The organism is Microbacterium esteraromaticum, assembly GCF_028747645.1.
Classification (GTDB): Bacteria; Actinomycetota; Actinomycetes; order Actinomycetales; family Microbacteriaceae; genus Microbacterium; species Microbacterium esteraromaticum_C.
In genome coordinates, this window is the sequence record NZ_CP118100.1 from 2681752 (window position 1) to 2695330 (window position 13579).

Consider the following 13579-nt stretch of genomic DNA (forward strand, 5'->3'; position numbering starts at 1 on the left):
CGGCGGCCGGCGCACCGGCATCAGCGGGGTGCGATGCCGATGCGCAACGGCGCATCGGGGGCCGCGGCGGCAGCCAGTGCGGCGTCGAGATGGCTGAGCGGATGCACCGCACCGACCACCTCGTCGAACGGGTAGGCCGCACCGTGGCGTTCGAGGAACGTCACCGCGTCGGCGAGGTGACCCGCAGCGTAGTTGTGCACGCCGGTCACCGTCAGCATCCGCCGCACGATCGACTCGGCGTCCATCGGCACCGGATCGGCGGGGAAGACGCTGCCGACCAGAACGACGGTTCCCCCGACCGCCACATCGGTGAGGGCGGTCGAGACGGCATGGCCAGAGGCCTCGACCACGATGTCGGGTTCTGCGGTCGGATCGGATGCCCGCGCTCCGAACCTCTCGGCGAGCGCAGCGCGCTTCGGGTTCGGATCGCGCACCTCGACCTGCGCACCGCGCGAGGCGGCGATCGCCGCGGCCGAGAGGCCGACCAGGCCGGCGCCGTGGATGCGCACCCGCACGCCGTGTAGCGCGCGCCCCTGGGCCGCGCGGTCGATCGCCGCCATCGCGGTCGCCGTCGCACACGAGGCCGGCGCCAGCACGCCCGCCGGCAGCGCTTCGGGAACGCGCACGAGGGCCGTCCCGCGACGCAGCTGCGCGTGACTGGCGAAACCACCGGTGAGTTCGCGTCTCGGTGCGATGCGCTCGTGGCCGTACTTGCCGAGGTCGCGGCACTTCTGCGTCATGCCGGCCTCACAGCGATCGCACGCACCGCACGACACCGTCACCGACCAGACCACACGGTCACCGACCCGCAGCGGGGTGCCGCCCACGGCCTGGGCACCGGCGGCGCCGATGGCGATCACGCGCCCGACGCTCTCGTGCCCGAGCACGAGCGGAGTCGGAGCGGGGCGCCGTCCCTGCACGGTGTGCACATCCGAACCGCACACGGTCGACAGCTCGATCGAGACAAGGACGTCTTCGGGGGCGAGGGTCACGCCGGGAACGGCGACCGGTTCGTGGGGGTGGTCGACTCCGACGAACGCCATCGTCGCGGCCGCCGGACGCAGTACGACATCGCCGGATCTGCCGTCGGCGTCGGCGTCTCTCGTGCGCGGCGACCTCGACGCCGCCCGCAGTCCTGCGCGCACGTCAGCGCGCAGCAGAGGCGGATTCCGACGCCAGCGGCGCTGCCGCCAGCAAGCCCCGCTCGGCGAGCACCGGGCGCAGGTCCGCCACGCTGCGCAACACCGCATCGGGCTGCGCCCCGAGGAGCGCTGCCTCATCGTGGGCACCGGTGAGCACACCGGCGACGAAACCGGCCCCCGCCCGACGTCCGGTCAGGACGTCGCTGGCCGTGTCACCGACGACCGCGACCGCCTGCACCGATGATGCCCCGGTGCGCAGCAGCGCGGCCAGCACCAGATCCGGATGCGGACGCCCGCGACCGGCATCCACCGGCGACAGGGCGACATCGACCAGGTCGCGCCACCCCAGCGCCTCGAGCAGTGCATCGCGCGTGACCGGCGCGAACCCGGTGGTCAGCGCGACCTGCACGCCGTCGTTCCGCAACCGTTCGATCGCTGCGCGCGCTCCCGGGATCTCCTCCGCGCCGTGTTCGGCGATGATCTCGTCGTATGCGGCCTCGAACGCCGCCGTCGCACGCTCGGCCGCCACGCGGTCGCCCCCGGCCAGGTGCGTGAACACCTCGATCTTGGACTGCCCCATCGTGTCGCGCACGTACTGCAGTGCCTGTTCCCACGGCATGCGGTCGGCGACGCCGGTGCGTTCGGCGGCGCGCTGGAAGGCGCGCTCCACCACGCCGTCATCGCGCACCGTGGTTCCGGCCATGTCGAGCACGACGAGTTCGATAGCGGTCATTGGTGGGCCTCCTGAAGATGGGGGAAGAGGGCGGTCTCGGCGAGGCCGAGCCCGCAGGTCATACCGATGCCGGTGGTCGCGGCGAGCACGAGCACACCATCGGCGGGGGTCTCGATGAGGAACTCGTCCGGCCCCGAGGCGTACACGCCCTGCCAGCGCTCCAACACGCGGATGTCGTCGACGGCCAAGACCCCCCGTGCCTCCTCGAGCAGTGCTGAGAAGGCCGCCTCGGGCTGGAACGGCGCGGGTTGCACCGCCTTGGCATGGGTGTCTCCGACGATGAGCGAACCGTCCGGGAGCTGGGTGTACATCTGGTTCAGATCGAGCGCCGCCAGGTCGGGCCGCTCGGTGTGCAGCCGCGCGCGCAGCACGTCGGCCTCGGGCAGTGCTGCGAAGCGTCCGTAACGTACGAGCGACCAGCCGGTCAGCAGCGGCGCCGCCAGTGGCGTGGGCAGGTCGACCGCCACGCGCATCATGTCGAGGGCGCACCGCTGCACGCCCGCACGCTCGGCGAGCTCGGGCAGCAGCTGATCGAGGTCGTGGTTGACCGCCACCACGATGCGATCGGCGTCGATCGCCCCCCGCGAGGTCTGCACCCGACCGGCAGCGATGGACGTCACCGCGGTGCGGAAGAGGAACTCGACACCGGCGGCTGCGAGATGACGGATGATCGCGGCGGGCGCTTCGCGCGGGTTCACCTGCAGGTCACCGTCGACGATCGCGCCGCCGATCACACCCTCGGGTCGCACAGGTGCCTGCTCACGGAGCTCGTCCGCCGTCAGCAGGCGCATGCCGCCCTCACGTGCCGCCGATGCCAGCAGCGCCTGCTCGTCGTCGTGTCGGGCGGCGATGAGGGTGCCCGACTCGCGCACCCGGAACCCGGCGTCATGCCCGAGACGCAGCCAGATGTCGCGGCTGACTTCGCCGTACTGCCGCGCCTGGCCGATCTGCGCTCCGATGCAGATGTGCCCGAAGTTGCGCACGGTGGCACCGACCGGCCCTTCTGTGCGGTCGATCACGATCACACGGTGGCCGCGTCGCACGGCGGCGTACGCGGCACCGAGACCGAGGACTCCCGATCCGACGATCACCACGTCGGCCTGTGTCGCGTTCATCGGAACACCTTCCTCATCCACATCGCCAGCCCCTCCACGGCGAGCACGGTGACCAGGATCATGATCACGATGCTGCCGACGAGCTGGTAGTTCGACCCCTGCCCGGCATTGAGCAGGTAGTAGCCCACACCGCCGCCGCCGACGATGCCGAGCAGGGTGGCCGCGCGCACGTTCGTGTCGAGCATGTAGAACGTGTGGCCGATCAGCGCCCGCGCCCCCTGCGGCACGGTCGCCCCGGCATACACCTGCAATCGGGTGGCACCGGCGGCCATGAGCGCGCGTTCCGGACCGCGATCGACCTCTTCGAAGGAGTCCGCGATGAGCTTGCCGAGCAACCCGATGCCCCCGATCGCGAGCGCGATGGTTCCCGCCTGCGGTCCGAGTCCGGTGATGATGATCAGCACGATCGCGAGGATCAGTTCGGGAACCCCGCGGATGATCACCAGCAGCAGTCGGAATCCGCCCCGCGTGGCGGGCCCGGGGGCGACGTTGCGTGCGGCCAGCGAGCCGACGATCAGCGAGAGCACGAAGGTGATGAGAGTCGCCGCCAACGCGATGCGGATCGTGTCGAGCATGGCCGCGGCGATGGTCTCGAACCCGTAGCTGCCGAAGTTCGGGGGCCAGAACGACGCGAGCACCGCCGGCACCTTGCTCCAGAAGGTCGCGAAGTCGCTCCAGACGATGTCGCTGACGATGATCGATCCCACCACGACCGCCACGGCGATCCATGCGGCGATGGTGTTGCGCACGCGGATGGCCGTCCACGGGCGGCGCGCGGCATCATCAATGCTCGCGAATCCCCGGCTGTGAGCCGCGGCAGGGCGCGCAGCTGCCCTGCGTCGGAACAGACGGATGAACACGCCTCGGCCGGCGTCCTTCTCGCCGAGCATGGCGACGCGCACCGCGCTGGAGATGATCTCCATCACGACGCACAGCAGGAAGATCACGAGGGCGATGCCAAGACCCAGGCCGTAGTTCAGCGATTTGAAGGCGTACGACATCTCCAGCCCGAGTCCGGCCACACCGACATAGCCGAGCACCACCGAGCCTCGGAGGTTGATGTCGTTTCGATGCAGCACGGTGGCGACCCAGCTCGGCAGCACCTGAGGCAGGATGCCCGCGGTGAACTCCTGCAGGCGGGTGCCGCCGCCGGCGCGGATCGCCAGGCGGGGCCCTTCGTCGATCTGCTCGATCGCGTCGGCGAACATCTTCGAGATCATGCCGATCGAGTGGATGCCGATGGCGAGGATGCCCGGGAGCGTGCCGAGCGAGAACATCAGCACGAACACCATCGCGAGCACGACGTCGGGCAGCGCCCGGGTGAACACACCGATGAACCGGGCGATGGCGCGTGCGCCGGCACTGGGGCTCGTGTTCGCCGCAGCCAAGTAGGCGATCGGCACGGACAACGCTGCGGCGAGCAGAGTGCCGGTGAGCACGAGACCCACCGTCAGCACTGTCAGGTGCAGCAGCTCGGCCGGCTCGGGAAAGCGCAGCCCCCCGACGCGGGCGAAGAAGTTCTGCGCGTTCGTCATGCTGTCGGCGACGCCCGCGAAGGTGATGTTCAGGTCGATCAGCGCACCCACCGCGAGTCCCGCGATGACCACGAGGGTCAGCCCCGCGCTGATCCGTTCCGGGCTGAGCCGTCGGCGCGGGGCGCGAGCGATCAGCTCATCCGCCGCAGAACCGGGGGCGGCGGGCGACGGTGCGAGCAGGGTCATGCCACCGGCTCCGCGACGCGCAGCTCGTCCTCCAGCATCCGCATCTCAGCGGTGGTGGTGGCCACGCGGCCGTAGATCTCCATCACCTGGGCCTTGTCGAGGCCCGAGGTCGCGGTATCGAGCACCACCTCGCCGTGCCTGAGCCCGACAATACGATCGGCCCAGTCGATGGCGAGATCCACCTGATGCAGGCTGCAGACCACGGTGAGCCCCTCGTCGGCGGCGATCTGGCGGATCAGCGACATCACCTGCGAGCTCGACTCGGGGTCGAGCGAGGCGACCGGTTCGTCGGCGAGCAGCACCTCGGGGTTCTGCATGAGGGCGCGGGCGATGGCGACGCGTTGCTGCTGACCGCCCGACAGGGTGTCGGCACGCTGATAGGCGCGGTCGAGCAGTCCGACGCGGTCGAGGTGCCCGAGCGCACGCAGCCGGTCGGCGCGCGAGTACGACCACAGCCCCAGCCGGGGACCGCGCAGCGCCGAGAGCGCCCCGGTCAGCACGTTCTCGAGCACGGTGAGCGATCCAACCAGCTCGAACTGCTGAAAGATGAACCCGACCCGGCTGCGCAGTTGGCGCAGCCGGCGGCCGCGCAGCGCGGGTACGTTCTCGCCGAGCACGCCGACCGCGCCGGCGGTGGGCAGTTCCAGCGCATCGATGTGCCGCAGCAGGGTGGACTTGCCCGATCCCGAGAGGCCGAGCAGGACGACGATCTCGCCGCGCGCGACAGTGAGGTCGACATCGGTGAGCGCCCGGGTCGCGCCGAAGTGCTTCGTGAGCGCCTCGATGCGGATGACCGGCTCTGTGTTCGTGTTCATGCTCGTCTCTCTCGGGATCGTCAGTTCACCGGCGGATCACGCCTGGCACTGGCTGGCGTTGGTCTTCTTGCAGATGTCGCGGATCAGGTCGTAGTAGGCGTCATCGACGGGCTTGGTCTCGAAGAACACCGAGCGGAAGCCCTCGGAGTCGGCGCTGGTGATTCCGGCGCCGACGATCTCGTCGATGCTGACCTCGGCGAGCAGGTCGACCAGTTCGCTCTTGAGCTCCTCGGGCAGGTTGTCGGAGTAGACCAGGGGCGCGCCCGGAACCATCGTCTCGGCGATGACCTTGACCTTGTCGGACCCCGCGACCTCGGAGTCCTCGGCGAAGCCGACCTCGCACTCCTTGCCCTCACCGGTCTTGGTGACGCTGACGTCGTGCTTCCCGGCGAAGACGGGGGTCACGTCGTTCTGCGGGTCGATGCCGGCGTCGAGCAGGTTGTAGCTCGGGAACAGGTAGCCCGAGGTCGACGACGGGTCGACGAAGCAGACCTTCTTGCCGGCGAAGTCGTCGATGGTCTCGACGTCACTGTCGACGGGCGCGATCGCCATCGAGTAGTAGCCGGGCTCCTGCCCCTCCTTGGTGACGATCGACGAGATCGGGGTGAGCTTGGCGCCGTTGTTGGTGGCCGTGATGTAGGTGAATCCCGAGAACGAGGCGACGTCGACCTTGCCGGCGATGGCGGCCTCGATCAGCGCGGCGTAGTCGGTCGACTCGTGGTACTCGACCTTCTTGCCGGTCTCCTGGGCGATGTACTCCATGAGGGGGCTGTAGTTGGTCTCGGTGTCGACCGAGTCCGGGACCACGCCGAAGACGAGCGTGTTCTCATCGACAGCGAAGCCCGCCGAGGATGCGGCGCCATCGGCGGGCGCCGCGTCGGCGGTGCCGGAGCAGGCGGAGAGGCCGAGGGCGAGAGCTGCTGCACCGGCCAGGACGGGAAGAGCGCGAAGCTTCATGAGGACCTTTCGGAGATCGAGGGGGAAGGCGTCCGTCAGAGACTCTTGCAGGCCACAGCGCGAGAAAGGTACCTAACTCGGGAAAGTTCAGCGGTCGTTCACCCGCGATTCCGGCAGATGACGACTTGGGAAACAGCACAACCCGAGCGGACTGCGCCAAGTAGTATGCCGATGTGGCCGAACTTGTCTACACGCGTATTGCCGACGACCTCCGGGCTCGGATCGCCGACGGCGACCTGCGCCCCGGCGACGACGTGCCCACCGAGGCCGAACTCGCCGAGCGCTGGAACACCTCGCGCGGCCCGATCCGCAATGCCCTCGGCGTGCTGCGCGCCGAAGGACTGATCGAGACGCACCGCGGACGCCCCGCACGCGTGGTCTCACGCAAGGCGAATCAACCGGTCGACACGTCTGTGCCATTCACCCGCTGGGCGCGCGATCTCGGAGTGACTCCCGGCGCCGTCACGCAAGAGCTGAGCCTTCGCCGCGCCGATGCCGAGACGGCCGCCGCACTGCAGGTCGCCCCGGGCGAGACGATCATGAGTGTCGTGCGCCTAAGGCTGCTCGATGGCCGCCCCACCATGCTCGAGCGGCTGCGCTACCGCGAAGACGTGGGCAGGCTGCTTCTGGACGTCGACACCGATGCCATCTCGATCACCGAGTACCTCGCGTCGCGGGGCCACGGAATCGTCGGGCTGCAGCACGAGATCGACGCGGTGGCTGCCGATGCGCAGGATGCTGCTCTGCTGCGCGTCGCCCCGGGCTCCCCGATCCTCCGCCTGAGCCGCATCTCGCGAGACGCCGACGGCCGTGTCTTCGAGGCCTCGGAGGATCGCTACCTCAGCGAAGTGGTGCGGTTCACCGTCGCCGCGTCCGGCATCTCGGATCACGGACAGTACCTACGCGCCGTGGGCGGCTGAGCCACTGGCATCCGACTCCGCGCCGGCACCGCTCAGAACGCGAGCAGCACGACCCCGGCGACGACCACGAGCGACGCCGCGATCCTGAGCCCCGGTCGGGACTCCTTCAGCACGAACGCGCCGAACAGGCTGATCAGCACGACGCTGACCTCGCGCAGCGGCGCGATCAGCGCCACGGGCGCGATCGTGATCGCCTGCAGCACGAGGATGTACGACAGCGGCGAGAGGATGCCGAAGGCGATGATCCTGCGCCACTGGAGCCGCCCCAGCTGCCACACCGCCCTCCAACGGCGTCCCACCGCGGCACTGTAGACCGGCACCTGCAACAGCGTGGCACCGACCATGAAGGCCACCGGCGACAGGCTCCATTCGCGCACGGCGTGGGCATCCCAGATCGTGTACGTCGCGATCATCACCCCGGTAAGGACGCCGAACAGCACCGCGGGGTCGAGACCGCGGCGGGGAGCCGACGCGCTGCGGTCGATGAGGCCGACGGCGATGACGCCGACGAGCACCAGGGCGACACCGCCCAGGGCGATCACCGAGGGGCGCTCGCCGAGCAGCACTACGGCGATGATCACGGCCAGGAACGGACCGCTCCCCCGCGCGGTCGCGTACACGGTCGAGAGATCGCCGAGCTGGTAGCCGCGTTGCAGCACCGCCATGTAGAGCACGTGCAGCACCGCCGAGACTCCGATGCCCAGCAGGAAGCCGTGCACGTCGTCGGTTCCGAGACCGCCGGTGAACGGGATGACGCCCACCCAGATGATCGAACTCGCCACGGCTCCCCACCACAGGAACGGCACCCCGGCGCGACTGACGTTGTGGGCGATGACGTTCCAGGCGGCATGAGCGACGGCGGCGCTGAGCGCGAGCGCGATGGCGACGACCGGCATCCGATCCCTTCTGCCCGAGGGCGCGACGGACTGAAGACACCGTCGCCTCACACTATCCCGCCGCGTCGAGCGGGCTCTTCCGGCGCCGCGTCCCACGGCGGCTAGGCTCGGTGTCATGCCTGCTGCCTCTGCCGCCCACTCGCACGCCGCCGACCTCGCCGATTTCGTCGCCGCTTCGCCGTCGAGCTACCATGCCGCCGAAGAGGTCGCCCGCAGGCTCGAAGACGCCGGTTTCACCCGCCTCGACGAGGCCGACGCCTGGCCCACCCAGGCCGGCGGCCGCTACGTGATCGTGCGCGACGGCGCTGCCATCGCCTGGGCCGTTCCCACGGACGCCACCGCGACCACCCCCGTCCACGTGCTGGGTGCCCACACCGACTCCCCCGGGTTCAAGCTCAAGCCCAAGCCCACCACGGGCGCCAAGGGCTGGCTGCAGGCCGCCGTCGAGGTGTACGGCGGCCCCCTGCTGAACTCCTGGCTCGACCGCGAGCTGCGCCTCGCCGGCCGCCTGGCACTCGCCGACGGCCGCGTCGTGCTCGCCGCCACGGGTCCCCTGCTGCGCCTTCCGCAGCTGGCCATCCACCTCGACCGCGGTGTGAACGACGGCCTCGCGCTCGACAAGCAGACCGGCACCCAGCCGGTGTGGGGCCTCGGCGAGCCCGAGTCGGCCGACATCCTCGCCGAACTCGCGGCGGCCGCGAATGTCGACCCCGCCGAGATCCGCGGCTTCGACGCGGTCGTGGCGGATGCCGCCCACGGCACGATCTTCGGCAAGGACGACGCGTTCTTCGCCTCGGGGCGCCTGGACGACCTCGCCTCGGTGCACGCCGGTGTCGTCGCACTCATCGAGGCCGTCGACTCCGGGGCATCCGGCACCGTCATCCCCATGCTCGCCGCGTTCGACCACGAAGAACTCGGCTCGGCATCGCGCTCGGGCGCAGCAGGCCCGATCCTCGAAGACGTCCTCGAGCGCATCTACGCCTCTCTCGGATCGGATGCCGAAGACCTGCGCCGCGCGTACACGTCGTCGTGGTGCCTGTCGAGCGATGTCGGCCACTCGGTGCACCCGAACTTCGTGCAGCGCCACGACCCGGTCGTGCAGCCGGTGCTCGGCTCGGGACCCATCCTCAAGATCAACGCCAACCAGCGCTACGCCACCGACGCCGTCGGAGCGGCCGCCTGGGCATCGTGGTGCGAGTCGGCCGGCGTGGGCTCGCAGGAGTTCGTGTCGAACAACGCCGTGCCGTGCGGTTCGACGATCGGCCCGATCACCGCGACCCGCCTGGGCATCCGCACGGTCGACGTCGGCATCCCGATCCTGTCGATGCACTCGGCGCGCGAGCTGGCCGGCGTCAGCGACCTGTACGACCTCTCCCGCGTGGCGCGGGCGTTCTTCGCCATCTGATCTCGCCCCGAGGGGCGAGTACTCGCACCGGACCAGCGGCAGTGCCAGGATGAGACCATGACCGCCACATCTCCGGCATCCGCGACGCCGCCCGCACGCCCGGCGCTCATCGAGCGCGCCGGCATCGAGATCATCCCCGAATCCGAGCGGACGGCGAAGCCGCGCGACCTGTTCTGGCCGTGGTTCGCCGCGAACGTGTCGGTGTTCGGCCTGAGCTACGGAGCCTTTGTTCTTCAGTTCGGCATCTCGTTCTGGCAGGCGACGCTGGTGTCGGTCATCGGCGTCGTCGTGTCGTTCTTCCTGTGCGGACTGATCGCGATCGCCGGCAAGCGCGGTTCGGCACCGACCATGGTGCTCTCGCGCGCCGCGTTCGGCGTGCACGGGCAGAAGGTGCCCGGCATCGTCTCGTGGCTGACCTCGATCGGCTGGGAGACGTTCCTGGCGATCATGGCCGTCCTCGCCACGGCGACGGTGATCACCCAGCTCGGCGGTGACGGCGACAGTGTCGCCCTCAAGATCGCCGCGACGATCGTGGTCGCCGCGCTCATCGTCGCTGCTTCGGTGCTCGGCTACCACACGATCATGAAGCTGCAGTCGGTACTCACCTGGCTGACCGGCATCGTCACGATCCTCTACATCATCCTCGCCAGCAGCAGCATCGATCTGGCCGCCGTGATGTCGATCCCCGACGGCAGCACCGGCGCCGTGATCGGCGCACTCGTGATGGTCATGACCGGCTTCGGTCTGGGATGGATCAACATCGCGGCCGACTGGTCGCGGTATCAGAAGCGCACGGCATCCGACGGTGCCATCGTGCTGTGGAACACCGTCGGCGGCGCCATCGCCCCCGTGGTCCTGGTGGTCTTCGGTCTGCTGCTGGCCGGCTCCGACCCGGCGCTCATGGACGCCGTGGCCACCGACCCGATCGGCGCGCTCGCGACCATCCTGCCGATCTGGGTGCTCGTGCCGTTCCTGCTCACCGCGGTGCTCGCCCTGGTCTCGGGTGCGGTGCTCGGCATCTACTCGTCGGGCCTGACGCTGATCAGCCTCGGCATCCGCATCCCGCGCCCCACGGCGGCAGCGGTCGACGGCATCATCCTCACCCTCGGCACGATCTGGGTGGTGTTCTTCGCGACCGACTTCCTGGGCCCCTTCCAGTCGTTCCTCATCACGCTCGGCGTGCCCCTGGCGTCGTGGGCCGGCATCCTCATCGCCGACATCCTGCGCCGCCGCAAGGACTACGACGAGGACGCGCTGTTCGACGCCCGCGGTCGGTACGGCGCGTGGGACTGGACCTCAGTGGGGACTCTGGTCGGCGCGAGCGCGATCGGGTGGGGGCTGGTCATCAACCTCTTCGCCGCCGAGGCCGCCTGGAACAACTGGCAGGGGTACCTGCTGTTCCTCATCGGCGGCCGCGATGGCGAATGGGCGTACGCGAACCTGGGCGTATTCGTCGCCCTCGTGCTGTCGTTCGCGATCACCTGGTTCGCCCGGGCGGGACGCATCCGCCGCCAGGAACAGGCCTGATCCGCCGCCGGATCTCCTTCCCCGCGCACGGTCCGGCCGCACTACACTGACCAGCAACCGGGGCGGCGACCTCTTCTCGCGACGGCGGGTGCGGGCCCCGACGAAGGGACGCAGAGCGATGGGATACGACGACTACGGCTGGGCCGCGGGGCTCGGGATCGGCATGTTCATCCTGGGTGCCGTGGTGTACCTCGGAGTCCTGGCGCTGACGATCTGGGTGGGCTACCTGATCATGCGCACGGCGGTGAAGAACGGCATTTTGAAGGCCGATGAAGAGCGTGCGCGTCGCGGCTACGCGGCCACCAGCGCGCCGCCGATGAGCGCGCAGGCGCCCGGATCGCAGACGCCACCCGCGCCGGGAACGTACCCGCCCTCAGCGGGGAACTACCCGCCGCAGGGCTGACGCCGCACATCTCACACCTGTGACGGCCGCCACGAAAGTGATACATTCGGGGCATGGCCGAGAATGAGCGCACCCTCGAAGACGGAATCGTCACCGATCTGAAAGATCGGATGACCTACGGGTCGTACCTCGACCTCGACCGACTGCTCGGCGCGCAGCATCCGGTGTCGCAACCCGAGCACCACGACGAGATGCTGTTCATCATCCAGCACCAGACGACCGAGCTCTGGCTCAAGCTGGTGCTGCACGAGCTCGGCACCGCGCGCGACCGCCTCGCCGAAGACGACCTGCGCGCGGCCCTCAAGCACATCGCCCGCGTCAAGCACATCCAAGAGGTCCTGACACAGCAGTGGTCGGTGCTGGCGACCCTGACCCCCACCGAGTACGCGCAGTTCCGCGGCGACCTCGGCAACTCGTCCGGGTTCCAGTCGGTGCAGTACCGGTGCGTCGAGTTCGCGCTCGGCAACAAGAACGAGCGGATGCTGAGCGTGTTCGCCGACCACCCTGCCAACCTCGCGCTGCTGACCACCGAGTGGGAGCGCCCCACGCTGTACGACGAGTTCCTGCGCTACGTCGCACGTCGCGGGCTCGCCGTGCCACACGAGATCCTCGACCGCGATGTGCGCCAGCCGTACCGCGAGAACACCGAGCTGGTCGCCGCGATCCGTGAGATCTACGAGCACCCGAACGAGCATTGGGACCTGTACGAGGCGTGCGAGGAGCTCGTCGACGTCGAGGACAACTTCCAGTTCTGGCGCTTCCGCCACCTGCGCACGGTCTCGCGCACGATCGGCCACAAGGTCGGCACCGGTGGGTCCAGCGGTGTCGGCTTCCTGCAGCGCGCGCTCGATCTGACCTTCTTCCCCGAGCTGTACAGCGTGCGCACCGAGATCGGCAGATGACCACGTCGGACGCGGTGGTGCACGCCGCGCGCTTCTTCGACGGCGTGTCCGTGCGCGAGGGGATGCTGACGTCGACCGCCGGCGGGATGACGCTCATCGCCGGCGCAGCGCCGGCCGGCACGCCGCGACTCGATGGCCTGGTCACGGGACGGTTCACCGATCATCACGTGCACCTGCAGCTGGTGGATCACACGCTCCTGGCGGGCTCACGGCTCGGCACGGTCGTCGATCTGGGGGCCGAGCCCGGCTGGATCCGGGCCCTGGCAGACAACCGCCCTGCACACAACTCCGGAGATTCTGGCTCTGCACGGCCCGATAGGGCCCCGGCAGCCCCGAACCGGGCAGTTTCTCCGGAGTTGCGTCCGCGCATCCGCTACGCCGGCCCCTTCCTCACCGCCGTCGGCGGATACCCGTCCGACCGCGCGTGGGCCCCGGCCGGGTCTGTGCGCGAGATCGCGGATGCTGACGACGCCGCGCGCGCGGTCGATGAGGCCGCAGCGGCCGGCGCCTCGATCATCAAGGTCGTCGCACACAGCGAGGCGGGCGCCGTGCTCGACGATGACGCGATCCGGGCGATCGTGCACCGGGCGGCGGAGCACCGACTTCCCGTCGTCGCGCACGCCGAAGGCCGCGGGCAGGCCCAGCGCGTCGTGCGCCTCGGCGTCACCGTGCTGGCCCACGCACCGTTCTCGGAGCGTCTGACCGACGACGAGATCGCCGCGCAGGCGGCATCCACCACGTGGATCTCGACCATGGCGATCCATGATGACGAGGCGCGCGCGATCGTCACCGACAACATGAGCCGCTTCGCCGCCGCCGGCGGCGTGGTCGTCTACGGCAGCGACATGGGCAACGGCCCGATGCCGGTCGACCTGCGCGAGGCCGAGATCAACGCGCTGCGCGACGCCGGGGTCGACGGCATCGCCCTGCTCACGGCGCTGGCGCCCGCCGATCCGCTGATCGTGGGCGCTCCCCTGCTGCTTCTTCCCGATGACGACCCGAACCGGGCGCACCACCTCACCACCACTGATCTGGAGCACTGA

At 69.7% G+C, this 13579-nt stretch carries 13 protein-coding genes; 6 read left to right on the forward strand and 7 right to left on the reverse strand.

Annotation, left to right across the window (positions count from 1 at the left end; translation table 11 throughout):
- Positions 1-20: 20 nt before the first annotated feature.
- The 6 genes from PTQ19_RS12955 to PTQ19_RS12980 are packed head-to-tail and all read right to left on the reverse strand — an operon-like array spanning position 21 to position 6483.
- Positions 21-1145, reverse strand: a complete 1125-nt coding sequence (locus PTQ19_RS12955) for an alcohol dehydrogenase catalytic domain-containing protein (protein ID WP_274367615.1) — start codon at positions 1143-1145, stop codon at positions 21-23.
- 1 nt (position 1146) lies between these two features.
- Entirely contained in the window at positions 1147-1875 is a 729-nt protein-coding gene (locus PTQ19_RS12960; protein WP_274367616.1) for a phosphonatase-like hydrolase, read from the reverse strand.
- Positions 1872-2990, reverse strand: a complete 1119-nt coding sequence (locus PTQ19_RS12965) for a TIGR03364 family FAD-dependent oxidoreductase (RefSeq protein WP_274367617.1) — start codon at positions 2988-2990, stop codon at positions 1872-1874. The genes PTQ19_RS12960 and PTQ19_RS12965 overlap by 4 nt, the downstream gene beginning before the upstream one ends.
- Complete coding sequence (locus tag PTQ19_RS12970; RefSeq protein WP_274367618.1) at positions 2987-4711, reverse strand: PhnE/PtxC family ABC transporter permease; 1725 nt, start codon at positions 4709-4711, stop codon at positions 2987-2989. Before PTQ19_RS12970 ends, PTQ19_RS12965 begins: the two co-directional genes overlap by 4 nt.
- Positions 4708-5526 (reverse strand): phosphonate ABC transporter ATP-binding protein, encoded by an 819-nt coding sequence (gene phnC, locus PTQ19_RS12975; RefSeq protein WP_274367619.1) that lies wholly within the window; start codon positions 5524-5526, stop codon positions 4708-4710. The genes PTQ19_RS12970 and phnC overlap by 4 nt, the downstream gene beginning before the upstream one ends.
- A 36-nt stretch (positions 5527-5562) precedes the next feature.
- Positions 5563-6483 carry a phosphate/phosphite/phosphonate ABC transporter substrate-binding protein gene (locus tag PTQ19_RS12980; protein WP_274367620.1) on the reverse strand — a complete coding sequence of 307 codons (921 nt, stop codon included), beginning with the start codon at positions 6481-6483 and terminating at the stop codon, positions 5563-5565.
- 173 nt (positions 6484-6656) lie between these two features.
- Between PTQ19_RS12980 and PTQ19_RS12985 the strand changes: the two genes are divergently transcribed.
- Positions 6657-7403, forward strand: a complete 747-nt coding sequence (locus PTQ19_RS12985) for a GntR family transcriptional regulator (protein WP_206821827.1) — start codon at positions 6657-6659, stop codon at positions 7401-7403.
- A gap of 32 nt (positions 7404-7435) precedes the next feature.
- On the opposite strand, the gene PTQ19_RS12990 is transcribed toward PTQ19_RS12985, so the two are convergent.
- Positions 7436-8299 carry an EamA family transporter gene (locus PTQ19_RS12990; protein WP_274367621.1) on the reverse strand — a complete coding sequence of 288 codons (864 nt, stop codon included), beginning with the start codon at positions 8297-8299 and terminating at the stop codon, positions 7436-7438.
- 115 nt (positions 8300-8414) lie between these two features.
- Here PTQ19_RS12990 and PTQ19_RS12995 point away from each other — a divergent pair, with 115 nt between their 5' ends.
- From PTQ19_RS12995 to PTQ19_RS13015, 5 genes are all read left to right on the forward strand, one after another.
- Positions 8415-9704 carry a M18 family aminopeptidase gene (locus PTQ19_RS12995; protein ID WP_274367622.1) on the forward strand — a complete coding sequence of 430 codons (1290 nt, stop codon included), beginning with the start codon at positions 8415-8417 and terminating at the stop codon, positions 9702-9704.
- 57 nt (positions 9705-9761) lie between these two features.
- Positions 9762-11231: a purine-cytosine permease family protein gene (locus PTQ19_RS13000; protein WP_274367623.1), complete on the forward strand. Its 1470-nt coding sequence runs from the start codon at positions 9762-9764 to the stop codon at positions 11229-11231.
- Between the two features lie 118 nt (positions 11232-11349).
- A complete protein-coding gene (locus PTQ19_RS13005; RefSeq protein WP_274367624.1) occupies positions 11350-11634 on the forward strand; it encodes a hypothetical protein in 285 nt (94 codons plus the stop codon).
- A gap of 53 nt (positions 11635-11687) precedes the next feature.
- Positions 11688-12536 carry a tryptophan 2,3-dioxygenase gene (gene kynA / locus PTQ19_RS13010; protein WP_274367625.1) on the forward strand — a complete coding sequence of 283 codons (849 nt, stop codon included), beginning with the start codon at positions 11688-11690 and terminating at the stop codon, positions 12534-12536.
- Positions 12533-13579, forward strand: a complete 1047-nt coding sequence (locus PTQ19_RS13015) for a hydrolase (RefSeq protein WP_274367626.1) — start codon at positions 12533-12535, stop codon at positions 13577-13579. Before kynA ends, PTQ19_RS13015 begins: the two co-directional genes overlap by 4 nt.